A 23752-nucleotide genomic window follows, 5' to 3' on the forward strand; every position below is an offset into this window, starting at 1 on the left:
GCGCGAGAAAAACCCTCCGCACGGGTCGGATCCCATCTCAACCGTAGGTATCGCGCGGACCGCGCCCCTGAACGCGTCTGAAGCCATGTTTCCAGGTGGGCACGTCCGGCCCAAAGAAGCGGATCTCCTTGACGCCCGCCTCGGGGTACAGCTCGAGGATGCGCGTGAGGAACGCCGCGCGCATCATCCGCATCTGCGTCGCCCGCGCCGTCGAGTCGCATCGCACCACCACGAGGCCCTGCGCGAACGTCTCGATGTGCGAGTGATCCGCGCTCTCCGGGCCCGCGATCGTCTCCCAGTTCAGCGCCAATTCCTCGCGCTCGAGCTGCGGCGTCCAGCCGCTCGAGGTCGTCAGCGCCGAGATCGCGTCGCCGATCGTTCCCGGATCCCGCCCCTTCGTGAACGGCTGCGACCCGTCCGGATCCCCGCGGCGCTGGCGCTTGCGGCGCGCGGCCTTGCTGAGCGGCAGCCCGCGCAACCGCAGGTACGTCGCGATCGTCTCGGGAACCCCCGCGGGGCGCTCGTCGCTCACGCCGCGCCCTCCTCGAGCGGGTGATCCGCGAGCAGGCCGAGCACGCGGCCGGCCTCGATGCGCACGGCGTTCTCGCGCAGCGGATCCGGGATGTCGCCCGCGACCGCGGCCGTCACGATGACCTGCTCGTAGCCCGAGACGACGCTCGCGAGGCGCGACCGGCGCGCGGCGTCGAGCTCGGCGAAGACGTCGTCGAGGATGAGGATCGGGTCGCCGCCCGGCGACTCGGCGCGCAGCAACTCGGCCGCCGCGAGCCGCAGGCTCAGCGCGACCGACCAGCTCTCGCCGTGCGAGGCGTATCCCTTGACGGGCAGGCCCCGCAGCCGCAGCACGAGGTCGTCGCGGTGCGGGCCCACGAGCGTCAGCCCGCGGTCGATCTCCTGCGCGCGCTTCGCGAGCAGCGCCTGCCGGAACTGCTCCTCCGTGGATCCGGAGCCCGCGTGCCCGTCGATCTCGTCTTCTTCCGGGTCCGCGCCCGCGATCGTCGTCGCCCACGCGATCTCTGGCGCGTGGTCGTCGCCGGCGATCGCCGCGTACGCGGCCTTCAGCGGATCCGTGAGGTCATTCGCGAGCCGGTCGCGCGCGTCGATGATCTGGGCGCCGAGGGAGATGAGCTTGTCATCCCAGACCTCGAGCGTCGTCAGTTGCTCGACCTTCATGCCGCGGGCGCGCGCCGACTTCAACAGCGTCGTGCGCTGGCGCAGCGTTCGGTCGTAGTCGGCGAGCACGCCCGCCATGCGCGGGGTGCGCTGCACGAGAAGCTGGTCGGCGAAGCGCCGGCGGGCCGACGGGTCCCCGCGCACAATCGTCAGGTCTTCCGGCGCGAACAACACGACCTGCGCGTAGCGCGGCAGCTCGTTCGTGCGCACGGGGTTGCCCGAGACGCGCGCCTTGTTCGACCCCTGCTTGTTGATCTGCAGCTCGAGCATCACCCGGCGGGATCCGTGCGCGAGGCGCGCGCGGACGAACGCGGCGTTCTTGCCGTCGCGCACCAGGGGTGCGTCGGCGGAAACGCGGTGGGATCCGAGGGTCGCGAGGTAGGCGACCGCTTCGGCCAGGTTCGTCTTGCCCTGGCCGTTGCGGCCGACCAGCAGGTTCATGCCCGCTCGGAGCTCGAGCTCGGCCTCGGCGTAGTTGCGGAAGTCGACGAGGCTGAGGTGCTCGACGATCAACGCAATTACCGCAGCAACAGGTTGGGCTGGAGCAGGTACTTGAAGCTGTCGTGAGCCGCTTCCTCGACCGACGTCTGCGCGGTCACGAGGATGGGGCTGAGCTTGTTCGCGTTGTCGCTCGACGTGAACGTGATGCGAGTGAACTCGCTCTTGACCGCGCCGAGAGCCTCAAGGAGGTACTGGGGGTTGAGGCCCAGCGTCACCTCGTCGCCTCCCGTGAGGGTCGCGTCGACCGACTCCGTCGCGCGGGCCTGGTCACCGCCCGCGGCGTCCATCGTGACCTCGGTCGGGCCGAAGGTGAAGCGCAGCGGGGCCGAGCGGTCGAGCACGAGCGCGACGCGGCGGATGGCCTCGGTGAGCTCGCTCGTCGAGACGACCGAGTAGTGGCCCGTCTGCTCGGGGAACAGGCGCTGCACGGGCGGGAAGTTGCCCTTGATGAGCAGCGACGTCACCGTCTTGTTGCCCGCCGTGAACGCGATGATCTCGCGGTCTGCCTCGCCCGAAAAGGCGATCGAGATGTTGCCGCCGTGCGAGAAGGTCTTGCCGACCTCGTTCAGCGTGCGGGCCGGCACGAGCGCCTGGGCCTCGGCCTGGCCGCCGTCCCAGTCGATCGCACGCGTCGCGACGCGGTAGCGGTCGGTGGCGACGAGGGTGAGCGAGTTGTTCGCGACCGCGAGCTGCACGCCCGTGAGCACCGGGGTGACGTCGTCGCGCGAGGCGGCGAAGGCGACCTGCGAGATGGCCGTCGCGAAGTCCTCGCCGGGGACGAGCCCGGATTCGCCCGTGACCTCGGGGATCGCGGGATATTCCTCAACCGGCATAGACGCGAGGGCGAAGCGGGCGGGGCCGCAGACGACCGCGACGTTGCCGTCGTCTTCGGTGAAGATCTCGATCGGCGCGCTCGGGAGGCGGCTCGCGATGTCGTTCAGGAGTCGGCCGTGAACCAGGATCGTGCCGGGCTCGTCGATCTGCGCCTCGATCGTCGTACGGGCCGAGGCCTCGTAGTCGAAGGCGGACAGCGAGAGGGCACCGTCGGCTGTTGCTTCGATCAGCACACCCGCCAGGATCGGCTGCGGGTTGCGCTGCGGAAGCAGCTTGACGACGAACGAGACAGCCTCGCTGAAGACGTCACGGTTCACGTGGAACTTCACGGAAATCTCCCTCTCAAGATGCGGGTACGCGGGGATCCAATGCTAGTGGTTTCCGCTGACACCCGCATGGCCGGTCAGGCCTGTGGTGATCGGATCGCCCTTAACAGAGAAATAAATCTCTTAACGTCGTTAACACCTGTGGAGACTGTGGATAACTCTGTGGATCCCTCGAGGGAGTAGGAAACTACACCGTTGTGATCTGTGGACGGGCTGCGGATGAATCGTGGAACCTCGAGAGGGTGCCGAAGCGGCCTTCACAGCACTGTTCACAAACTCAGGGCGTGTCCCCCACAGTTAACGCGGCATGTTTCCACAGTTATCCACAACTTATCCACACCCATCGTCGCCGTTAATACCGCGACGGGGCGTTGTCAACCACTTTATGTGGAGAGATTTTGACCGCGCCCGTGGATCCAGGCCCCCGGATCCACGGAAAGACGCCAAAAACCCCCGGGAGTTAACCCGGGGGTTCTGTGGATAACTTGTGGAGAAGTTTCCTTCCTTAACGGATCAGCGGCGGCTGAGCTGCGCCGTGATCTCCTGCACCTGGTTGTAGACCTGGCGCTTCTCCTTCATTAATTCGGTGATCTTCTTCGTCGCGTACATGACCGTGGTGTGGTCGCGACCGCCGAAGAGCTGGCCGATCTTGGGGAGGGAAAGGTTGGTGCGCTCGCGGCACAGGTACATTGCGATCTGTCGCGCCTGGGCGACCGCCTGCGCGCGCCCGGGGCCCGAGAGGTCGTCGACCGAGAGCTTGAAGTAGGCGGCCGTGGCCTGGATGATGTCGCTCGGCGAGACGACCGTGTCGGTGGGCTTGTCGACGATGTCGCGCAGCACGCCCTCGGCGAGCTCCTTCGTCACCTCGGAGCGGTTGAGGCTCGCGAAGGCCGAGACGCGGATCAGGGCGCCCTCGAGCTCGCGGATGTTGGTCGAGACGCGCGAGGCGATGTACTCGATGACATCCTCGGGGATGTAGATGCGCTCGCTCGACGCCTTCTTACGGAGGATCGCGATACGGGTCTCGAGGTCGGGTGCCTGCACATCGGTGATGAGGCCCCACTCGAAGCGCGATCGCATGCGGTCCTCGAAGCCCGTCAGCAGGCGGGGCGCGACATCACTCGTGATCACGACCTGCTTGTCGTGGTCGTGGAGCGTGTTGAAGGTGTGGAAGAAGGACTCCTGCGTCTCGGCCTTGCCCTGCAGGAACTGGATGTCGTCGATCAGCAGGATGTCGAGATCGCGGTAGCGGGCGTTGAACGCGGCGCCGCGGTTGTTCGCGATCGAGTTGATGAAGTCGTTCGTGAACTCCTCGCTCGACACGTAGCGAACGCGCACCCCGGGGAAGAGGTTCTGCGCGTAGTCGCCGATCGCGTGCAGGAGGTGCGTCTTGCCGAGGCCCGAGTCACCGTAGATGAAGAGTGGGTTGTATGCCTTCGCGGGCGCCTCGGCGACGGCGACGGCCGCCGCGTGGGCGAACCGGTTCGACTGGCCGATGACGAAGTTGTCGAAGGTGTACTTCGGGTTCAGGCGCGTCTCGCTGCGCGGCTGCGCCTGGGGCTGCTCGAACGGGCGGGGGCCGCGCTCCGAGGTGCGGGCCGGCTCGGCCGGCTGCTCCGCGAGGGGGTGCGGCTCGGGCACGAAGGGCTGGTCGGCGAGCTCGGGGTTCGTGACGACGCGGAAGCTCGTCACGTCGTCGCCGAGCTTCGCGAGCGCGTCCATGATCGGCTCGCGCATGCGCTTGGTGAACTGCCCGGCCGTCAGATCGTTCGGAACATCGAGGTACAGGGCACCGCCCATAACGCCCTGCGCGACAGCGAGATTGAGGAAGCCCTCCAGCTGCGGAGTGATGCGATCATCGCTCTCGAGCTCGGCGAGCACGAGGCGCCAGATCGGTACGTCCGGGACGTCGAGCATCCGTCTTTCCCCTTAACTCACAGCCTGTGGATAACTTCGAATACGCTAGCCATACCGGGCCGTCTGTGCAAACGCCAGGAAGAATTTTCGTTGTTAACAACGCATCCGTGCGGCGCGGCTGTGGGGATACTGACAGCTTGCTGGTGCAGTTTGCGCCCGACGTGCGTGTCGACGTAGTCTTATTCGGTTGACTTGTGCCCCGTGTGGGCATTTCTGTAAGACGTCTCCGGCAAACCACGTTCCGGTGACCCCGATCCCCGGAGTGATCAGCGATGAGCAAGCGCACTTTCCAGCCCAACAACCGCCGCCGCGCCAAGAAGCACGGCTTCCGCGCCCGCATGCGTACCCGCGCCGGCCGCGCGATCCTGAACGCGCGCCGCAGCAAGGGCCGCACCGAGCTTTCGGCGTAATTTCCTACACGGAGCGCCCAGAGTGCTCGCCCGTACTCAGCGAATCACCCGCGGGATCGATTATCGATCGATCGTCCGCCGGGGTTCGCGACGTGCGGGCGCGCTTCATGTGGTGCACGTGATCGACACGGGTGAGTCTCGCCCGCCTCGCTTCGGCTTCATTGTCAGCAAGGCGGTCGGCAACGCCGTGACGCGCAACACCGTTCGGCGTCGCCTCAAGGCCATCTGTCTTGAGGCGACGCCGCGGTTGCGTCCGGGAGCCGACGTGGTGATCCGAGCCTTTCCCGCGAGTGCCGAGGCGGCGTATGCCGACCTGCGGCACGACGTCGTTCGTGGTCTTGAGCGCAAGGCCGCGGCGTGAGTGTTCTGCCCGCGTCGGCCATGGGGTCGGCGCGGTTTCGCATATCCGGAGCCGTGTGCGTTCCTCGTAACCTCGGGGTCGCGTTCCTCATCGGTTACCGGGCGACAATCTCGAAGCTTTACGGCGATGTGTGCCGGTACTACCCCTCGTGTTCCGCCTATGGCTTGACGGCCGTGCAACAACACGGCCTCGTCAAGGGCACGGGGCTTGCGCTCGCACGCATCGCACGCTGCCACCCGTGGGCAGCGGGTGGCGAGGACGACGTCCGTCCTCATCCAGACTTTTCGTATGACCTGACTCCGCGTGGCTTTGTGATGCCGCGCCGAAAGGACTGACTTTCCGTGGGTGATTTCTTCGGGTGGATCCTCTTCCCCATTCGTTGGGTGATCGAGGCCATCCTCGTCGGCTGGCACTGGCTCTGGACGTCTCTCGGCATGCCGGTGGACAGCGGCCTGGCCTGGGTTCTGTCTATTCTCGGCGTCGTCGTCGTCGTGCGACTCTGCATCTTCCCGCTCTTCGTCAAGCAGATCAAGAGCCAGCGAAAGATGATGGAGCTGGGTCCTCAGATGAAGAAGATCCAGGAGAAGTACCGCGGCAAGAAGGACCAGTTCTCGCGCGAGGCGCAGATGCGCGAGACGCAGGAGCTGTACAAGAAGCACGGCACCTCGCCCGTCTCCGGCTGCCTGCCGCTGCTCGTGCAGATGCCGATCTTCCTCTCGCTGTTCTGGACCCTTCGCGACATCGCGACCTGGTACGCGAACGGATCCAGCGGTAAGAACGAGTGGCTCTTCACGGCCGACAAGGTCGCCCAGTTCGAGCAGGCCACGCTCTTCGGTGCGCCGCTGTCGAAGACTCTCATCGACAACTTCAACGACGGCCTCGTTGGACCCGTCATCCTCATGGTCGTGCTCGTCGCGATGATGATCGCGACGCAGTTCATCACGCAGCTGCAGATCGTGTCGAAGAACCTCTCGCCCGAGGCCCGCCAGGGTCAGGCGTACCAGATGCAGCGCATCATGCTCTACATCATCCCCTTCGCGATGATCTTCTCGGGTGTCTTCTTCCCGCTCGGTGTCGTCAGCTACTGGTTCTTCAACAACCTCTGGACGATGGGACAGCAGTTCTACATCATCCGCGAGAACCCGACCCCCGGATCCCCCGCCGCCATCGCGCGCGACGAGCGCCTCGCGAAGCGCGGCAAGGCCGTCAACTCGCACGGCAAGGTCGTCACGATCGCCGAGTACGAGATCGAGCAGGAAGAGCTCGCCCGCAAGGCCGAGCTCGAGCGCAAGGAGCGCGCCAAGCGCGTACAGCCGAAGAGCGCCAAGCGCGCCAAGCGCGACGCGCAGCTGGCGGCCGAGCGCCGTAAGCAGCAGGCCGCGAAGAACAACGCAGCCCGCGCGGAAGACGCACCGGCGGATGACTCCGGGGAGGCCGCGAAGTGACCGTGCACAACGACGAGCCCACCGTCTCGCAGCTCGAGCGCGAGGGCGACATCGCCGCCGACTACATCGAGGGTCTTCTCGACATCGCCGATGTCGACGGTGACCTCGAGCTCGACGTGCGCCAGGGCCGCGCCTACGTGTCGATTGAGAGCGATGACGAGTCGCTCAAGCCGCTCACGGATCCGGATGTCGTGCAGGCCCTGCAGGAGCTCACCCGCATCGCCGTGCAGCGCGAGACGGGCGAGTTCTCGCGCCTGATCCTCGACATCGGCGGATCCCGCGACGTGCGCCGCACGCAGCTCGCGCAGCTCGTCGACCAGGCCATCGCGCGCCTCGACGAGGGCGCATCGCAGGCCTCGCTGCCCGCGATGAGCTCGTACGAGCGCAAGGTCGTGCACGACATCGTCGCCGAGCGCGGATACGTTTCGGAGTCGTACGGCGACCGCAACGACCGCCACACGGTGGTGCGCAAGGCATGACCCTCGAACTCGAGCCCTCGTCGGCAGCACCGCTGTTCGGCGACCGCATCGATCTCGCGCGGAAGTTTGCCGCGAACCTCGCCGAGCACGGCGAGGAGCGGGGCCTGATCGGGCCGCAGGAGCTCCCGCGGCTCTGGAACCGGCACATCCTCAACTCGGCCATCGCGGCGCCGCTGTTCCCCGCCGGCGGCCGCGTGGGCGACGTCGGATCCGGTGGCGGGCTGCCCGGTATCGTGCTCGCGATTGCGCGCCCCGACATCGAGTGGATCCTCATCGAGCCGATGGAGCGCCGCTGCGCCTGGCTCAACGAGCAGGTCGCCGATCTGGGGCTCGACAACGTGCACGTCGAGCGCGCCCGTGCCGAGGATGCCGGTCGCTACGACGAGTACCTCGACGCCGTGACGGCCCGCGCCGTTTCGGCCCTGCGCACGCTGATCCCCTGGACCGCGCCGCTCGCGCGCGACGGCGGCGAGCTGATCCTGCTGAAGGGTCAGAGCGTCGAGGCCGAGATCGAGAAGGCGTCGAAGGTGATCCGCAAGTACAAGCTCTCCGAGACCCGCGTCGAGGTCATCGGCGAGGGCGTCATCGACGAGCCGACCCGCGTGTTCCGGGCGCTCGTGCGCGCCTAGTTTTTGCGCTTAGGTGCCCCTCCGCTCGAACGAGCGTGAGGGGCACTTTTGCGTGCGGGGTCAGCGCAGTGCGCGGCTGATTCCACCCGTGAGATGCGTGACCTGGAACCACAGGGCGAGGCGCACGAGCGGGCGGGCAACGAAACGTGTCACGGGCGCGATGGCGCGCCGGATCCCCCGCGGGCCGGATCCGCGGATCCATGCGGCGTCGACGGTCACCTGCGTGCCGCCGGCGGCCTCCTCGAGAGCGACGATGATCGAGCGCTGGTTCGCGGTGGGGGCATCCGGATACGTGAAAAGCCACTCAACGCGGTGATCGACGGCGGAGACTCGTTCGATGAGCTGGCGTTCCGTGCCGGGCCTCACCTTCAGCGGCTTTCCGTCGGCGCGCGTGCTGATCGACGTGCCCACCCACGAGCCCTCCTCTTCGGTCACGCTCACGAGGGTCGCGTCCCATTCGGGTAGCCGCGCGGCGTCGGAAACGAGCGCCCACGCGTCGGCGGGCGTCGCCGGCACGAAAACGCGGTGCGTTCGCCCGAGGCGCCGCGCCGGATCCGCATCGCGCTCCCGGATCCCCGACGCATCATCGAGCAGACGGAGGAGATCGTCGGGCGCGGTGCCGAGGCGCGCGAGGACGTCCTCGATCGTGCCGCTGGGCTCGGTCAGCACCTCGCGCAGGATCGCCATGGCGTCGCCCGCCTTGCCCTTCCCGCTGGCGCGGGAAATGAGGGCCGTCGCGCGCTCCGTCCACTCGATGCCACCCTGCTCGAGCAGGCGAATCTTCCCGTCTCCCGGCAACTCGGCCTGCACGCCGAGGCTCTCGAGGTGCTCGCGATGCTGGGCCGCTACTGCCCCGCGGGCGGCGTCGAGCGTGATGCCGGCGCGGCGCAGGACCTGCCCGGCGGTGCCCTCGTCGATCACGAGCGCGAGGAAGATGTGGTCGATGTCGGCGGCGTGCACGCCGAAGCGCGACGCCTCCTCGCTCGCGTTGATCGTCACGCTGTACGTCGTCGCGAGTATCTGGGTGAGCTTGCTCATGATGACCTCCGGGGTACCTCGATCGTCGGGTCGATTCTCTTGGAGTACTTCTTGTGCACCGCCTGGCGCGTGACGCCCAGGGCGTCGGCGATCTGCTGCCATGTCATGCCCGCGCGCAGCGCCGCCTCGACCTGGCGCAGCTCGAGCGAATCGGCGAGCGTGCGGAGCGATGCGACCGCGCGAAGGCCGGCTCGCGGATCCGTCGTGTCGGCGGCCGCCCGGGCCGTTCGTGTCGATTCCATACTGTCAACCTACGTTGCTTAAACGATCGTGTCAACCATGGTTGCTAAAGGGGGCGCAAAGGTGAACAGAGTATTGGATATTCAATCATCCACAGGTGGGCCGCGCGCCTGTGGATAACTTTGTGGATCGTGAACGGTCGATCTCGAGATATCCGCATAAACACGCGTGTAAACGGGGTGTGGGTACCTGTGGGAAGACCTGTGGGTATCTTTCGTTCGCGAGTAGCCTGAACCCAAGAGGCTATGCGCCGTTCATGCGCGTGACACCTGCGCGTGCGGCGGCGAAACGACACTGGCGAAGGGCACGGATCCATGTACGAAACACCCGGCGAGATCGAACGGCTGCAGGCGCTTCTGACGGCGTCGCGAGAGGGCGGCACGAGCCACCTCCAGGAGATCATCTCCGACGACCATTCGCTCGCGGCAAGCGAGCTCCTCCCCCAGCTCGAGGGCATGCGCGTGTTGAGCCTCGCGACCGTGACCGCGAAGGGCGAGCCGCGCGTGAGCGCGGTCGACGGTCACTTCATTCACGGATCCTGGACCTTCGGCACCGACGGCCGCTCCGCGAAGGCGCGGCACCTCGCCGCACGCCCCGCGGTGAGCGCCGCGTACATAGACGGCGAGCGGCTGGGGTTCTTCACCCACGGATCCGTCGAGCGGCTCGACGAATCGGATCCGCTCTTCGACGAGATCATCGCACACTGGACGCGCCACTACGACAGCGACCCGCGCAGCTGGGGCGACGACATCCGCATGTTCCGCATCGTGCCGAGCTGGTGTGTGGCATACGCGGGCGGGCAGTGATGTTTCACGTGGAACATTGATTTGACCTTGACGCTGCGTCAACGCCTAGCGTGAGTGACGTCGCACCGCAGTGGTGCGACACGGTATCGAAGGGAGAAGTCGTGGAGTACACGATTCACGACGTGGCGCGGGCGGTCGGGACGACGTCTCGCACCCTGCGCCACTACGACAGCATCGGCCTCGTCTCCCCCAGTCGCGTCGGCCACAACGGCTACCGCTACTACGACAACGCCGCGCTCGTGCGGCTGCAGCGGGTTCTCCTGCTGCGACAGCTGGGCCTCGGACTCGACGCGATTCGCGCCGTGCTCGACGCACAGGACGAGCAATCGGCCGGCGAGGCACGGATCCTCTCGGATCACCTCGCGGTGCTGCGGAGCGAGCGACGTCGGATCACGGATCAGATCGGTGCCGTCGAACGCACCATCGCAGCGCTCGAGGGCGCGGCGATGGACGGAGCAGAGAGGGATCTCATGGAAGAGAACGTCTTCGAGGGCTTTGACCACACGCGCTACCGCGACGAGGTCGAGGACCGATGGGGCAAGGATGCATACGCACGGAGCGATGCCTGGTGGCGCGGGCTCGGATCCGACGGGCAGAAGGAGTGGCAGGAGCGCGTTGGGCGACTCTCCGCCGACTGGGTCGCCGCCGCCGAGCGCGGCGAGGATCCGTCCTCGCCCGCCGCGCAGGAGCTCGCGTCGCGTCACGTGGAGTGGCTGAGCTCGGTGCCGGGTACCCCGGCGCACGAGGGCGGCGACCTGCGCGCGTACGTGCTCGGGCTCGGCGAGATGTACGTGGCCGACGAGCGCTTCGCGGCGAACTACGGCGGATCCGCCGGCGCCGCCTTCGTGCGCGACGCGCTGCGGGCCTACTTCGAGTAGGCGGTGCGGGGTGGCCTCGGTGCCCCTCCCCCGGGTTCGGGTGGAGGGGCGCCGTTGTTGTTGCGGGGTGGCGCAGGGGGCTGTGTATCCGTTTGCGGGCCTTGGGGCGCCCTCTGGGGCGCCTGAGCGCGCTTTGATGCCCTTGTAGCGCTCGTGGAGGCGATTGCGGGGCCTGTGGGGCTCAGGGGGCGTATGCGGCGCTGGGGATGGTTTTGTGGGCGTCGTGCGCGGCCGTCCTGCGTGCAAGTGCGTCTCTGGGCCGCGGAGGCTCCTTAGCGGCGTCTGTGGGTGCCTCCGGGAGATTGCTTCGACGCTATGGGCGTGCTGTGGTGTGGCTACGCGCCGCTTGTGGTGTCGGTATGCGTTGGCGATGTAACTGGCGAGCGTCCCCACATGAAGCGCGCCGCGCTTAGGTAGCTGAGTGGCACTCGGTGTCGCTAGCAGTGTGCGATCGGCACAGCCCGTCGCGGTGCTGGAGCGAGAGATGCGCGGTTGCCTCGAATGTTTCACGTGAAACGCGTGGATCGGCTCCTGCGCGGCAGGCCACCGCTCAATAGGGGTGGAACGCCGGCGCCTGCGCCCGCTGCGTGCGTTCTGCCTGACGATTCAGCTCTGCGCACCACTCGGGGTAGACGCGGAAGCCGCGCTTCCCCGCGGTTCGCCCGGCAGTCACACCGAGCTCGGCGAGATGAGCCGCCGTGAAGCGGAACGCTCCGCGGTGATCGCCGTCCGTCACGAATACGAGGAGTCCCGCGCCGACCTCATCGCCGCGGAAGGGTCTCGTGGTGCCGCTCATGGCACGGTGCCAGAACGCGACAAAGGCTCCGGGCTTCTTCGGGGTGATGCGTGCCGTGCGGATGTGCCACTCCCCGTCCGGCAGATGAACCCGGCCAGACTCGTAGTCGCCACTCTGATCCTCGGGTGTGACGGAAGCTGCGCCCAGACCGAGGGCAGCAAGGTACTGCTCGAGCGCGCGGTAGGTCATGTCGTTAAACTAGCCGGGTGACATTGGGGAGGCGTGAGCACCCGGCGTCCGCTCGCGCGGTGCGTTTCACGTGAAACATCGGGGCGGATCCGTCGACGTGAGCCAGGATGTGTTGCATGCTGTGCGGGTGCTCGTGTCGGTGTCGCGCTCCGGCGAGCGGCTACGGTCGTGCATTCGCTTGACGCGATGTTTCACGTGAAACACACGAGGCTTCCCTCCCTCGTGCGGGGTCGATGTCGTTGCGAGGTAGAGCGGACCGTATCGCGGATCGGCCGCATCAATGGTGCACCGATCGATCCGGCGCACCATCGTCGTGAGTCTTGCATGCCGCGCGATCCGAGGCTCGCGATCCCCGCACTTGCATCGGCGCCGTGGACCGAGTCGCGGTCCGGGTAGCTTGCGGCGTATCGGCGCTCTGGCTATCGGAGCTCGGCAGGTAGTCCCACCCGGCAAGACGCCGGGGGTCACGGTGTGTCGGATGGGGAGGTGTCGATCATGCTCGCGGCGTGATTGGGCGCAAGGCTGGGCACGTGCTGCGTTGACATCTACGCCGTCTATCGACATGTGGTCCGGGTTCGCTTGCAGTGGGTGGATGGCTCTGGTTGTCGCAGTCCGGTGACCTCTCTCACCTGGCCAACTCTCGATCGGGGCGCTATTCGGCAGACACCAGAGTCCGTCGGTGCGCCGCGCAATTGTGCGGCCGGGACTTCACGACCACTCCCCCACTTCCGCGGGCCGCGACGATGTCGGTCGTCGTAGAGCGCGGCCGGTGGCTGCCACGCACCCGGGTGACCGCGCTGCGAGATCCACATCGCCTCATTCATGCAAGGACGGGGGCGGTGAGTGCGACCGCCCCAACGGTCGGTCGGTCACGAGCGGGTGCTCTGTAGTGGCCGGCGGGGCTGGCTCAGAGCCGGGCAGAGTGAGCGGCAGCCGCACCGCTATCGCTCTGCGTTGGCCCGCGGTCGATCGCACGCACACACGTGAGGGCCACCCATTTGGAGGTGTATCGCATGACGCGCACGGCAGGTCGTTGCTCGCTCCCGAACTGATGCCGGCATCAGACGCGATCGGGCGCCCCGCATGACTGCCGACGGAATCGAGCCTTTTGAGCGCATCGCTAGCAACAGCCGCGCCCTCGTCAGTCTGCGTCTGGAGGCTGCAATTCGCCGCGCGCACATCCGTGATCATCGCCTATCTGGAGTCAGATCCCGCCACGGGTGCTCGGAGCTCGTTCCCGCGTTTACTCGTCCGTCAGACGCGCGGGCCCTCCTCATCAACGTCTGCTCGTTGGCGCCGTCTCCGTGCGGCTAGACAGACGTGTGCGACGACTCCGCAGCAAAGTTGTGGTGAATCGCGAACTTGCCGCACTGCGCAGAGGCTACGAGCTTGGACGCACGTCTCGCTCGCCAGCGGGTCTCGCCCCCGCTGCCTTTGGTGCGGAATCGCATTCTGTGGGAGGTGGAGCGTACCCAGGAGGCTTCGTTGACCGCAACGTTTCACGTGAAACATCGCGCTGGAGCAGTAGCCGGATCATGACGATTGGCGGTCAGGGGCCTACGCGCGTCGGGACGACCCCGGAATTGTCGGGCGCTCGCCCGCGGGATGCGTGGTGCGGGAACGGGGCGCCTCTCGCTGACTTGGGACACGGGCGCGCTGTGATCGGGGTGAGATTCGTTGTGCGCAAGCCGGTCGTCCGAAAACTATGCTCCATGTGGCGAGGCTCGCAGGTCCACGGTGACCCTCGAGGTTTACGCACGTCGCGGCTCACGAGGTGTGCCATACGCGCCGCGCGAAGTCGTGGACCTTCCTCCTTCATGATGGTCGTGCTCGGTGTCACGCGCCGGGTGGAACAGGCTTGGCTCGGCCGATGTTTCACGTGAAACATGGCACGCGTTTGGCTCGAGCCTATAGCGGCTAAAAGTCCGTCCCACTTCCCAGCGAGGATCACTCGGCGCGTCCGCGGCCGCCTGCCACTGACGCTTGAACAGTGTCCCGGCTCGCGGCGGAGCGAACGTGGGCGCCGCCGATACCCCGCGCCGCCCACGGCTGCGCCTACTCATCATGCCTCGTCGTTTCCACTTCGCGTGACCGGAAGGAGTCACCCGCACGTGTGGCTAGGCCTGCTCCTCCTCCTCCTCCGGTACGCGGTGACGTACGTGCTCGGGCCGACGTAGCCCCCCGTGTACGACCAGGAGCGTCACGCATCGACTCGGCGAAGTCGGTGCGGTGGGACGTTGGAGTTGGTGGCATGGATGCTTGGCACGAGGCACCATCGCGCAAATGGGAGCCTGGGCGTAGAAGAAGCGGGCCACGGCCACCATAGGTGGCGTCATTGGCGGATCGCCCACGAGCGGGAGGAGGCGCCGACGCGCGTGGTGCCAGTGCAGGCGTCAGCGCAGGCGGCGGTGCATGGCGGTGTGAGTGGTGGTCTGGGCGGAAGGGAGCAAGGAACCGCATGCAGCTATTCCACGTGTCAGCACTGAGCGCGTCGCGCCGAGTGCGGCTTCGCTGTCGTTAGGCGGCGGGACGTCGGCGGCTTGGATGGAGGAACCCGGACCCGTGTCACCACCCAAGTGACTAGTAAAAAAGCGTAGGTGAGGGCGTCGCCTTTCCGGTATATGGCCAGTGAAGGTGCTCCTTGCGTGCGAATCACGGTGGGTACAAGGAAGCGGCAGTTGCCTGGGCCGGCGTGCGCGTGACTGCTAAGTCCGGCGCGAAGTCGCGCACGGTGAGGTGCGTGGTGGAGCGGCGGTGTGGAGTGTGAATCGCAGCGAGCACTTGGCAACGGTAGTAGCCAAGCCCGACGTGCGCGACCCTTGAGGCCGACGCGACGTCTGGCGCGCAGTCGCACACGGTGAGGAATGTGGTGGAGCGACCATGCGGAGCGTAACCGCACCGGGCCCACGGAAACGGCAGTCGCCAAGCACGGCAAGTGTGACCATCAAGTCCGACGCGAAGTCTGAGGCGAAGTGGCGCATGGTGAGGGGTATGGTGTGAAGCGATCGTGTGGAGCGTAAGCGGGCGCTCTCGGCGCACGGCAGTACTAAGGATCGATGGCAATGTGAGCAGTGGTGGCGCGGTTGTGGGCGAGGATGTTTCACGTGAAACACCGAGCCTGATGGGTCTCCAACGCCTATACGATCTGCGCGTTGATGTGTCGCGATGGCCGTGGCGTCGAGCTAGAGATTAGTTGAGCGGAAGGCTCCGCCGAGGCGCGCCCCTCGATGTAGCGACTACTGGCGCGCCATCGCAACGGCAGGTTTGGTGTTTCAGGTGAAGCGCCAAACCTGGCCGACCTCGAGCGTCTATGTGAGTTGCGCGTCGATAAGCCGGGATGGCTGCGGCGTGGAGCAAAGAGGCCGTGTGGGGTGGAAGAACACCTGCAGCCCCGCGACGTTTCCGGCCACCGGCACATCATCACATCGAGCCGAGGGATGTTTCACGTGAAACATCGCCCTCGCCACCACCAGCACACTCTGCAAGACTGAACCACATGCCGGGTATCCACCACATCGAACTCTGGGTCGCAGACCTCGACGAGGCGCTGGCCGAGTGGGGCTGGCTCCTGACCGAGCTCGGATTCGAGCGCACGCAGCGCTGGCCCGAGGGGGAGTCATGGTCGGCCGGCGGTGCCTACCTCACGCTCACCCTCTCCCCCAACCTCAGTTCGACCGAGCACGATCGCCGGCGACCCGGGCTCAATCACCTCGCGTTCCTCGGCGGAACCGCGGCACGCGTCGACGAGATTATGAAATCCGCCACCGAGCACGGGTGGAGCCCGCTCTACGTCGACCGCTACCCGCACGCCGGCGGGCCGGACCATTACGCCGGCTGGCTCGAGAACGCCGCCGGCTTCAAAGCGGAGATCGTCGCCGATCCCGCCCGCTGACGACGATGTTTCACGTGAAACATCGCCCAATGCGGAGCAGTGACCGTTTCACGTGAAACATGCGCCGAGATTCTCCGCGATTTCCCGCGGAAAATTGGGGGTAACGGTTAGGCTGGAAGAGTTGACCTGGGAACCGAGAGGATGCGCGTGAGCCAAAACTCCAGCGGCATCGCCGCCGCCTTCGATGACAGCCCGATCATGCGCCAGCTGCAGGATCTGAGCTCGCGTCGCCGTCAGCTCGACGACGTCGAGATCGAGTTCTCGGGCAAGACCCGCGTGCTCACGGTGTCGAACCAGAAGGGCGGCGTCGGCAAGACGACCAGCACCGTCAACATCGCCGCCGCGATCGCCGCGCTCGGCGGCCGCGTGCTCGTGATCGACCTCGACCCGCAGGGCAACGCCTCGACCGCCCTCGGCGTACCCCACACCGCCGAGGTGACGAGCATCTACGACGTCCTCATTAACGACGTCGCCATCGCCGATGCCGTGCAGCAGAGCCCCGAGAATGAGCGCCTCTTCTGCGTGCCGAGCACTATTCACCTCGCCGGCGCCGAGATCGAGCTCGTCTCGCAGGTCGCCCGCGAGAAGCGCCTCGACACCGCGCTCGAGGAATACCTCGAAAGCCTAGACGAGCCGCTCGACTTCGTCTTCATCGACTGCCCGCCCTCGCTGGGCCTGCTCACGATTAACGCCTTCAGTGCGGCCCACGAGGTCTTCCTGCCGATCCAGGCCGAGTACTACGCCCTCGAGGGTCTGAGCCAGCTCCTGGGCAACGTCAAGATGATCCAGAAGCACCTCAACCCGCGCCTGCGCGTCTCGACGATCCTGCTGACGATGTTCGACGCCCGCACGCGCCTGTCGCACCAGGTCGCCGACGAGGTGCGCGAGCACTTCCCTAAGGAAGTTCTGAAGACCGTCATCCCCCGATCTGTGCGCGTCTCCGAGGCGCCGAGCTTCGGGCAGACCGTCATCTCGTACGATGAATCATCCGCAGGTGCGATCGCATACAAGGAAGCTGCGGTCGAAATCGTAGGGCGCGGTGCGCCGCGCAGGAAGGGTTAATTCTGATGGCGAAGCGCACGGGGCTGGGCCGAGGGATCGGCGCGCTCATCCCAACCGGTACGGAATCTAAGGAACGTCCCGCCGACGTCTTCTTCTCGCGAACCGTTAGCCCGCTTCCCGTTCCGGCGAGCGAAGAGCCCGTCGCGAAGGCCGAGCCGGTGCGCAAGCCGGCCGCGAAGAAGCCCGCGGCACGGAAGCCCGCCGCCAAGAAGCCCGCCGCCGAACCGGATCCGCAGCTCGCCGAGGTGCCCGGGATCCACCTGATCCAGGTCGACCCGCACAAGATCGTTCCGAACCCGCGCCAGCCGCGCACGCTCTTCGATGCCGACGACCTCGCCGAGCTCGTCCACTCGGTGCGCGAGTTCGGCGTGCTGCAGCCCGTCGTTGTGCGCGACAAGAAGGACGGCACCTACGAGCTCATCATGGGTGAGCGCCGTACCCGCGCATCGCGCGAGGCGGGCCTCGAGGCCATCCCCGCGATCGTCCGCGACACCGCCGACGAAGACCTGCTGCGCGACGCGCTGCTCGAAAACATCCACCGCGCGCAGCTGAACCCGCTGGAAGAGGCCTCGGCCTACCAGCAGCTCATCAACGACTTCGGCATCACGCAAGATCAGCTGGCCGACCGCATCGGCCGCTCGCGCCCGCAGATCTCCAACACGATCCGCCTCCTGCGCCTTCCCGAGGGCGTCCAGGAGCGCGTTGCGGCCGGTGTCCTCACCGCGGGCCACGCGCGCGCGATTCTCTCGCTCGATGGCGACTCCGAGGCCATGGCGAAGCTCGCCGACAAGATCGTCAACGAAGAGCTCTCGGTGCGCTCGACCGAGGCCGTCGCGAAGCGCATCCTCGAGACCGGCGCGAAGCCCAAGAAGCAGGCCAAGCCGAAGCAGGGCGCCCGCCGCGCCTACCTCGACGAGGTCTCCGACAAGCTCGGCGACCGCCTCGACACCAAGGTCAAGATCGATCTGACGGCCCGCCAGGGCTCGATCAAGATCAGCTTCGCCACGATTCAGGATCTGAACCGCATCCTGAGCGAGCTCGGAGAATCGGGCTACGAGCAGTAACAGCGCGTAGCCTGGAGGGGTGACGAACCCCGACCCCCTCCTCCCCCGCCGCGCGAGCGTCGAGGTGTTGCGCGCCGAGGCCGCCGACGAGCTGAAGTCGCTTCAGCTCGAGCGTCTGCGCGCCGGCGAGGATCCGTGGGACTTCATGGAGGAGCTCCCGACGATCGATGAGCTCGTGGTGTTCACGCTGCGTGCCGAGCACATCGTCGCCGACGGCGGCCTGCGCCCGACCCACGCGCGCAACCAGCGGATCCTGCGCATGATTGCGGAGCAATATCCCGAGCTCAATCGCGCCGTCATCGGGATGCTGAGTTCGGAGAACACGCACCGCCGCTGGGATTCGGTCGTTCGCGAGATCTAGCGACCCGACGGTCGCGCTGGCGCGTACCCTCGTAGGGTGAGCCAGAACAACGCACAAAACGTTCCCATCGACGTGACGGCGCGCGAGAACCTCGCGGCTCAGGGCCTGACCTATCGCGCCGTCGGCGAGGAGGACCTCGCCGACTATCTGCGCGCGAAACAGCGCGGCTTCCTCGGACCCGAGCCGACGAACGAGGCGATCGACGCCGAGCGAAACCTTCTCGACAGGTGTCGCGCAGTTGCCGTCTATGACGAGACCGCCGCGCAGCCCTACCCCGTCGCGACCGCGAGGTCGTGGGAGACCTCGATGACGATCCCCGGCGGGCAGACGCCGATGTGGGCGATCACGAGCGTGACGGTCGCCGCCACGCATCGTCGACGAGGCATCGCTCGAAACATGCTCGAGGGAGAGCTCCGTGCCGCCCAGGGCGCCGGATACGCTCTCGCGGGCCTCACGGTGACGGAGGCCACAATCTACGGCCGCTACGGCTTCGGGCCGGCCGCGTCGGTGCAGAGCTACTCGATCGACACCCGGCGCGCCGGGTGGGGACATACGGATCCCGCGGCCCGGATCCTGTTCGTCGACCGCGAGCAGCTCGCGCGCGACCTCGCGGACCTCCACGAGGGCACCCGCGCAGACCGCATCGGCGACACCGACGTGTGGGAGGGACACTGGTGGGACGCGGCCGGCCTTGAGCCCGACGCCGAGAAGCCGCGCGACATCCGCGGAGCGCGCGCGGTCGACGTCGACGGCACCCTCGTCGGGGCGATGGCGTTCTCGATTGGCGACGGGCCGGACCACTCGTCCCACGTGCTGCGCGTCATCCACCTCGTTGCCGCGACCGCCGATGCGCGTGCAGCGCTCTGGCGCTTCGCGCTGAGCTACGACCTCGTCGGCACCGTCACGGCCGAGTTGCAGCCCCTCGACGAGCCGCTCCCCTGGCTCGTCGCCGACCGCCGCGCGATCAGGCGGACGGTGCGCGATCACGGCTGGATCCGGATCCTCGATGTGCCCGAGGCACTCGCGCGGCGGCCGCTTGCGGGGCCGGTCGGGGTGCGGCTTGAGGTCACGGATCCGCTGGGGCTCGCGGGCGGTGCGTGGACGCTGCTGCAGCTCGGCGGGCAGGGGCTGCAGGTCGCGCCGCTCAGCGACGGCGAGAGCGCTCAGGTGACGATCGACATCGGCGCGCTATCGGCGGCCTATCTCGGTGATGTGCGGCTCGAGGAACTCGCCGCAGCCGGCCGGGTCACGGGCGAGAGTGCGAAGATCCGCGAGCTGTCTGAGGCGCTGCGCACGGACCGCGCGGCGCACTTGTCGTTCTGGTATTAGCCGCAATGCAGAAGTGCCCGCCCCCTGAGAGGGACGGGCACTTCTGGGAGAGGCTTACGCGAGGAACTCGGCGAGGTCCTGCTCGAGGGCCTGCTTCGGCTTCGCGCCGATGATCGTGGTGGCAACCTCGCCGCCCGAGAAAACCTTCATCGCCGGGATCGACGTGATCTGGTACTTCATCGCGAGGTCGGGGTTCTCGTCAACGTTGAGCTTGACGATCTTGATCTTGTCGGCGTTCTCGGCCTGAATCTGGTCGAGGACGGGCGCGACCATGCGGCACGGACCGCACCATTCGGCCCAGAAGTCGACGAGCACGGGGCCGTCGGCCTTGAGAACGTCCTCTTCGAACGTGGCGGAGGTAGTGACCTGAGCTGCCATGATGATCTCCTTATTTAGGCTGCTGCGAGGGCCGGCTCGACGTCGTCGAGGGCCGTGAGGTAGTGCTCGGCGTCGAGGGCCGCGACGGTGCCGCTGGCGGCCGCCGTGATGGCCTGACGGTAGGTCGGGTCGATGACGTCGCCCGCGGCGAAGACACCGGCAACGGACGTGCGCGAGCTGCGACCCTGGACGGCGATGGTGCCCTCCTCGGTCAGCTCAAGCTTGTCGTGCACGAGGTGCGTGCGCGGGTCGTTACCGATCGCGATGAACAGGCCGTCGACGGCGAGCTCGGTCTTCTCGCCCGTGACGGTGTCGTTCAGCACGACGCCGGTCAGGCCGCTGGCGCCCTGAAGCTCGGCGATCTCGCTGTTCCAGTGCACCTCGATCTTCTCGTTGTCGAAGACGCGCTGCTGCATGATCTTCGACGCACGGAACTCGTCGCGGCGGTGGACCAGGTGAACCTTCGAGGCGAACTTCGTGAGGAAGTTGGCCTCCTCCATCGCCGAGTCGCCGCCACCGACGACGATGATCTCCTTCTCGCGGAAGAAGAAGCCGTCGCAGGTCGCGCACCACGAGATGCCGTGTCCGGACAGCTCGTCCTCGCGCGCGATACCGAGCTTGCGGTACGCGGATCCGGTCGCGAAGATCACGCTGCGCGCCTCGAGCACGTCACCCGAGCTGAGCGTGACCTTCTTGACCTCGCCCGACAGGTCGAGCTCGGTCGCGTCGTCGTAGACGACCTCGGTCTCGAACTTCTCGGCCTGCTGCTGCATCTTGGCCATGAGGTCGGGGCCCATGACGCCCTCGGGGAAGCCGGGGAAGTTCTCGACCTCGGTCGTATTCATCAGCTCACCGCCGACCTCGACCTGGCTCGCAATGACCACGGGCTTGAGGCTCGCGCGCGCGGTGTAGATCGCGGCGGTCCATGCAGCCGGGCCTGATCCGATGATGATGACGTCTCGCACGTGAAGAGCCTCCCTTGGGCGTGTGTCTGAGTGCTCTAACCCATGGTACGGCGCGGGTATTCCCCGGCCCTGGTTGTTTCGACACACGGGGCCTCGGGTAAGCGCTGTCACGATTGCGTAACGAGCCTTGTGGGCACATCGCGAACTGCGCCAATCTCGAGTCAAAGCGGCAAGGAGGCCGCTTCGGTCTGCGGTCTCGCCCGTGCGATCGAAACTCTTGGAAAGGCACGTTCCCATGAAGAAGACAACGACCAGGATTGCGGCCGTCGTGGGATTGGCGGTCGTTCCCGCGCTCGCGATGGCGGGCTGCTCGGGTGGCGATGGCGGCAACGGCGGTGGCGGATCCGGTGAGGACAACAAGCTCACGGTGTGGGCCTGGGATCCGGCCTTCAACATCTATTCGCTGCAAGAGGCCGAGAAGATCTACCAGCAGGATCACCCCGACTTCGAGCTCGAGATCATCGAGACACCGTGGGAGGACCTGCAGGCGAAGCTCACGACGATCGCGCAGGCGCAGCAGACCGACGAGCTGCCCGACTTCTTCCTGATGCAGAACAACGCATTCCAGAAGAACCTCATCAACTACCCCGACCTCTTCGCCGACTATTCCGGATCCGATATCGACTTCTCGGAGTTTCCGGACAGCGTGACGGCGTTCTCGACCTACGACGGCGTCAACTACGGCGTGCCCTTCGACAGCGGAACCGCCATCACGGCGCTGCGTACCGACATCCTCGAGGAGGCCGGCCTCACGATCGATGATTTCACCGACATCACGTGGAGCGAGTGGATGGCCAACGCCAAGACGGTGCTCGACAAGACCGGCAAGCCGCTCCTCTCCGGCATCGCCGGCGAGGCCGACATCCCGATGATGCTGCTGCAGTCGGCGGGTGAGAGTCTCTTCGACGCCGACGGCAACCCGACGATCGCCGACAACGACGCCCTGCGCGACGTCGTGAATGTCTACAAGGATCTCGTCGACCAGGGCCTCATCACCGAGGTCAACTCGTGGGACGAGTACATCGGCACCCTCGTCAACGAAAACGTCGCCGGCACAATCAACGGCATCTGGATCATCGGTTCGATCCAGGGCGCCGAGGATCAGTCGGGCAAGTGGGGCATCACGAACCTCCCCCGCCTCGACGACGTCGCGGGCGCGACGAACTACTCTGCAAACGGCGGATCCTCGTGGGCGCTGAGCTCGTCCGGTAACTCTGAGCTCGCCGCCGACTTCCTCAGCGCGACCTTCGCCGGATCCACCGAGCTCTACGACACGATCCTTCCGAAGGCGGGCGCGGTCGCGAACTGGATCCCCGCAGCCGGCAGCGATGTCTACGCCGAGCCGAGCGAGTTCTTCGGCGGCCAGCCGATCTTCCAGCAGGTCGTCGAGTACGGCGAGCAGGTGCCGAGCAACAACACCGGCGCCTACTACTACGAGGGTCGCGACGCCGTCAGCACGGCGATCACCAACGTGATCGGCGGCGAAGACGTCGACGCGGCGCTCGAAGAGGCGCAGAAGAACGTCGAGTTCGCGATGGGCTGACGAACGTGCCCGGGGCTGGGCGGATCCGCGGATCCGCCCAGCCCCGCATGTTCTCTTTCCCTCCGAACGAAAGCGAGTGTAGGTCGTGGCCACTGAAGCGATCGTGACCGGCGGCAAGCGCCGGATGCGCGGATCCCCGCGCAATTCCTACCAGGGGCGCAAGCGGCCCTGGCTTCACACCCAGCGGCGCTGGAACCTCACTGGCTGGGGTTTCCTGCTCCCCGCCGCGGCGCTCATCACCCTGATGAGCTTCGTGCCGATGATCCAGGCGCTGTTCCTCTCGTTCCAGACCGGGCGCGGGTCGCGGCTGACGTGGGCGGATCCGTTCTGGTTGAACTTCGAACGCCTCCTGAGCGACGAGATCTTCAAGCTCACGGTGTTCAACACGTTCTTCTACTTGGTGATCCAGGTGCCGATCATGCTCGTGCTCGCGATGATCCTCGCGAACCTGCTGAACGACCCGAAGCTGAAGTTCAAGGCGTTCTGGCGCACCGCCATCTTCCTGCCGTGCGCCGTGTCGCTCGTGTCGTATTCCCTCGTGTTCCGCACGCTGTTCGCGACCGACGGTTTCGTCAACGACACCCTCATGTCGCTCGGGCTCATGGAGCAGCCGCTCAACTGGCTCGGCGACGGCTGGACCGCACGCTTCGTCATCATCATCGGCCTGTTGTGGCGCTGGACCGGCTACAACATGATCTTCTTCCTCGCGGCCCTGCAGAACGTCGACTATTCGACGCTCGAGGCGGCCCGCGTCGACGGCGCCAGCTCGTTCAAGACCTTCTGGTTCGTCACGGTGCCGCAGCTAAAGCCCATGATCGTGCTGACGGCGATCATGTCGATCAACGGAACCCTGCAGCTCTTCGACGAGTCGTGGTCGCTGACGAACGGCGGTCCCGCCTACCAGTCGATGTCGATGTCGCACTACCTCTACGAGCTGTCGTTCCTCAAGAACCCCAACGTCGGATACGGTGCCGCGATCTCGTACGTGATCCTCATCATGGTCGCCGTGCTCGCGTTCATTCAGATGAGGGTGGGTGACAAGCGTGACTAGTGCTTCTTTGCCGACCGGCTCTGTCTCGACCACTTCTGTACCGACCGCTTCTGTACCAACCGCGCGG

Annotated in this window: 24 protein-coding genes; 15 read left to right on the top strand and 9 right to left on the bottom strand. The window is 66.5% G+C overall.

Annotated elements, in window-relative coordinates; translation table 11 throughout:
- Positions 1-37: 37 nt before the first annotated feature.
- From DTO57_RS07765 to dnaA, 4 genes are all read right to left on the bottom strand, one after another.
- On the bottom strand, positions 38-532 hold the full coding sequence (locus DTO57_RS07765) for a DciA family protein (RefSeq protein WP_114117640.1): 495 nt from the start codon (positions 530-532) through the stop codon (positions 38-40).
- Positions 529-1704 carry a DNA replication/repair protein RecF gene (gene recF, locus DTO57_RS07770; protein ID WP_114117641.1) on the bottom strand — a complete coding sequence of 392 codons (1176 nt, stop codon included), beginning with the start codon at positions 1702-1704 and terminating at the stop codon, positions 529-531. The genes DTO57_RS07765 and recF overlap by 4 nt, the downstream gene beginning before the upstream one ends.
- A gap of 5 nt (positions 1705-1709) precedes the next feature.
- Entirely contained in the window at positions 1710-2855 is a 1146-nt protein-coding gene (gene dnaN / locus DTO57_RS07775) for a DNA polymerase III subunit beta (RefSeq protein WP_114117642.1), read from the bottom strand.
- A gap of 510 nt (positions 2856-3365) precedes the next feature.
- Entirely contained in the window at positions 3366-4769 is a 1404-nt protein-coding gene (dnaA, locus tag DTO57_RS07780) for a chromosomal replication initiator protein DnaA (protein WP_114117643.1), read from the bottom strand.
- Positions 4770-5041: 272 nt separating this feature from the next.
- Between dnaA and rpmH the strand changes: the two genes are divergently transcribed.
- Genes rpmH through rsmG form a run of 6 tightly spaced genes read left to right on the top strand, consistent with a single transcriptional unit; the run spans position 5042 to position 8093 of the window.
- A complete protein-coding gene (rpmH, locus tag DTO57_RS07785) occupies positions 5042-5179 on the top strand; it encodes a 50S ribosomal protein L34 (protein ID WP_114117644.1) in 138 nt (45 codons plus the stop codon).
- A gap of 22 nt (positions 5180-5201) precedes the next feature.
- On the top strand, positions 5202-5540 hold the full coding sequence (gene rnpA / locus DTO57_RS07790; RefSeq protein ID WP_114117645.1) for a ribonuclease P protein component: 339 nt from the start codon (positions 5202-5204) through the stop codon (positions 5538-5540).
- Between the two features lie 20 nt (positions 5541-5560).
- Positions 5561-5875 (top strand): membrane protein insertion efficiency factor YidD, encoded by a 315-nt coding sequence (gene yidD, locus DTO57_RS07795; protein ID WP_114117872.1) that lies wholly within the window; start codon positions 5561-5563, stop codon positions 5873-5875.
- A gap of 6 nt (positions 5876-5881) precedes the next feature.
- Positions 5882-6985: a membrane protein insertase YidC gene (gene yidC, locus DTO57_RS07800; protein WP_114117646.1), complete on the top strand. Its 1104-nt coding sequence runs from the start codon at positions 5882-5884 to the stop codon at positions 6983-6985.
- Complete coding sequence (locus DTO57_RS07805) at positions 6982-7464, top strand: Jag family protein (RefSeq protein WP_114117647.1); 483 nt, start codon at positions 6982-6984, stop codon at positions 7462-7464. Before yidC ends, DTO57_RS07805 begins: the two co-directional genes overlap by 4 nt.
- Positions 7461-8093: a 16S rRNA (guanine(527)-N(7))-methyltransferase RsmG gene (gene rsmG / locus DTO57_RS07810; RefSeq protein ID WP_114117648.1), complete on the top strand. Its 633-nt coding sequence runs from the start codon at positions 7461-7463 to the stop codon at positions 8091-8093. Before DTO57_RS07805 ends, rsmG begins: the two co-directional genes overlap by 4 nt.
- Before the next feature lie 60 nt (positions 8094-8153).
- Here rsmG and DTO57_RS07815 read toward each other — a convergent pair whose 3' ends face one another.
- Together DTO57_RS07815 and DTO57_RS07820 are read right to left on the bottom strand one after the other, a co-directional pair.
- Positions 8154-9131, bottom strand: a complete 978-nt coding sequence (locus DTO57_RS07815; protein ID WP_162785703.1) for an SRPBCC family protein — start codon at positions 9129-9131, stop codon at positions 8154-8156.
- Entirely contained in the window at positions 9128-9373 is a 246-nt protein-coding gene (locus DTO57_RS07820; RefSeq protein ID WP_114117650.1) for a hypothetical protein, read from the bottom strand. Before DTO57_RS07820 ends, DTO57_RS07815 begins: the two co-directional genes overlap by 4 nt.
- 312 nt (positions 9374-9685) lie before the next feature.
- On the opposite strand from DTO57_RS07820, the gene DTO57_RS07825 reads away from it, so the two are divergent.
- Positions 9686-10177, top strand: coding sequence for a pyridoxamine 5'-phosphate oxidase family protein (locus DTO57_RS07825; protein ID WP_114117651.1), 492 nt, complete (start codon positions 9686-9688; stop codon positions 10175-10177).
- 101 nt (positions 10178-10278) lie between these two features.
- Positions 10279-11055: a MerR family transcriptional regulator gene (locus DTO57_RS07830; protein ID WP_114117652.1), complete on the top strand. Its 777-nt coding sequence runs from the start codon at positions 10279-10281 to the stop codon at positions 11053-11055.
- Between the two features lie 550 nt (positions 11056-11605).
- Here DTO57_RS07830 and DTO57_RS07835 read toward each other — a convergent pair.
- Complete coding sequence (locus DTO57_RS07835) at positions 11606-12040, bottom strand: MepB family protein (RefSeq protein WP_114117653.1); 435 nt, start codon at positions 12038-12040, stop codon at positions 11606-11608.
- Between the two features lie 3496 nt (positions 12041-15536).
- Between DTO57_RS07835 and DTO57_RS07840 the strand changes: the two genes are divergently transcribed.
- From DTO57_RS07840 to DTO57_RS07860, 5 genes are all read left to right on the top strand, one after another.
- Positions 15537-15932, top strand: a complete 396-nt coding sequence (locus tag DTO57_RS07840) for a VOC family protein (RefSeq protein WP_114117654.1) — start codon at positions 15537-15539, stop codon at positions 15930-15932.
- A 141-nt stretch (positions 15933-16073) separates the two neighbouring features.
- Positions 16074-16994, top strand: coding sequence for a ParA family protein (locus DTO57_RS07845; protein ID WP_114117655.1), 921 nt, complete (start codon positions 16074-16076; stop codon positions 16992-16994).
- A 5-nt stretch (positions 16995-16999) separates the two neighbouring features.
- On the top strand, positions 17000-18058 hold the full coding sequence (locus DTO57_RS07850; protein ID WP_114117656.1) for a ParB/RepB/Spo0J family partition protein: 1059 nt from the start codon (positions 17000-17002) through the stop codon (positions 18056-18058).
- Positions 18059-18077: 19 nt separating this feature from the next.
- Positions 18078-18419, top strand: a complete 342-nt coding sequence (locus tag DTO57_RS07855; RefSeq protein WP_114117657.1) for a tryptophan synthase subunit alpha — start codon at positions 18078-18080, stop codon at positions 18417-18419.
- Between the two features lie 36 nt (positions 18420-18455).
- Positions 18456-19748 carry a GNAT family N-acetyltransferase gene (locus tag DTO57_RS07860; RefSeq protein ID WP_114117658.1) on the top strand — a complete coding sequence of 431 codons (1293 nt, stop codon included), beginning with the start codon at positions 18456-18458 and terminating at the stop codon, positions 19746-19748.
- 54 nt (positions 19749-19802) lie between these two features.
- On the opposite strand, the gene trxA is transcribed toward DTO57_RS07860, so the two are convergent.
- Positions 19803-20126: a thioredoxin gene (gene trxA / locus DTO57_RS07865; protein WP_114117659.1), complete on the bottom strand. Its 324-nt coding sequence runs from the start codon at positions 20124-20126 to the stop codon at positions 19803-19805.
- Between the two features lie 14 nt (positions 20127-20140).
- Positions 20141-21091, bottom strand: a complete 951-nt coding sequence (gene trxB, locus DTO57_RS07870; RefSeq protein WP_114117660.1) for a thioredoxin-disulfide reductase — start codon at positions 21089-21091, stop codon at positions 20141-20143.
- Positions 21092-21326: 235 nt separating this feature from the next.
- Here trxB and DTO57_RS07875 point away from each other — a divergent pair, with 235 nt between their 5' ends.
- Together DTO57_RS07875 and DTO57_RS07880 are read left to right on the top strand one after the other, a co-directional pair.
- Positions 21327-22634, top strand: coding sequence for an ABC transporter substrate-binding protein (locus DTO57_RS07875; RefSeq protein WP_114117661.1), 1308 nt, complete (start codon positions 21327-21329; stop codon positions 22632-22634).
- A gap of 85 nt (positions 22635-22719) precedes the next feature.
- Positions 22720-23685 (top strand): carbohydrate ABC transporter permease, encoded by a 966-nt coding sequence (locus DTO57_RS07880; RefSeq protein WP_229730479.1) that lies wholly within the window; start codon positions 22720-22722, stop codon positions 23683-23685.
- Positions 23686-23752: the final 67 nt, after the last annotated feature.

Origin of the sequence: Microbacterium sorbitolivorans (assembly GCF_003327285.1) — a bacterium.
Classification (GTDB): domain Bacteria; phylum Actinomycetota; class Actinomycetes; order Actinomycetales; family Microbacteriaceae; genus Microbacterium; species Microbacterium sorbitolivorans.

Coding starts and splice junctions, on each gene's coding strand:
- dnaA (WP_114117643.1), bottom strand. CDS start 4,769: ATGCTCGACGTCCCGGACGTACCGATCTGGCGCCTCGTGCTCGCCGAG.
- rpmH (WP_114117644.1), top strand. CDS start 5,042: ATGAGCAAGCGCACTTTCCAGCCCAACAACCGCCGCCGCGCCAAGAAG.
- yidD (WP_114117872.1), top strand. CDS start 5,561: ATGGGGTCGGCGCGGTTTCGCATATCCGGAGCCGTGTGCGTTCCTCGT.
- rsmG (WP_114117648.1), top strand. CDS start 7,461: ATGACCCTCGAACTCGAGCCCTCGTCGGCAGCACCGCTGTTCGGCGAC.
- DTO57_RS07815 (WP_162785703.1), bottom strand. CDS start 9,131: ATGAGCAAGCTCACCCAGATACTCGCGACGACGTACAGCGTGACGATC.
- DTO57_RS07820 (WP_114117650.1), bottom strand. CDS start 9,373: ATGGAATCGACACGAACGGCCCGGGCGGCCGCCGACACGACGGATCCG.
- DTO57_RS07825 (WP_114117651.1), top strand. CDS start 9,686: ATGTACGAAACACCCGGCGAGATCGAACGGCTGCAGGCGCTTCTGACG.
- DTO57_RS07835 (WP_114117653.1), bottom strand. CDS start 12,040: ATGACCTACCGCGCGCTCGAGCAGTACCTTGCTGCCCTCGGTCTGGGC.
- DTO57_RS07840 (WP_114117654.1), top strand. CDS start 15,537: ATGCCGGGTATCCACCACATCGAACTCTGGGTCGCAGACCTCGACGAG.
- DTO57_RS07845 (WP_114117655.1), top strand. CDS start 16,074: ATGCGCGTGAGCCAAAACTCCAGCGGCATCGCCGCCGCCTTCGATGAC.
- DTO57_RS07850 (WP_114117656.1), top strand. CDS start 17,000: ATGGCGAAGCGCACGGGGCTGGGCCGAGGGATCGGCGCGCTCATCCCA.
- trxA (WP_114117659.1), bottom strand. CDS start 20,126: ATGGCAGCTCAGGTCACTACCTCCGCCACGTTCGAAGAGGACGTTCTC.
- DTO57_RS07875 (WP_114117661.1), top strand. CDS start 21,327: ATGAAGAAGACAACGACCAGGATTGCGGCCGTCGTGGGATTGGCGGTC.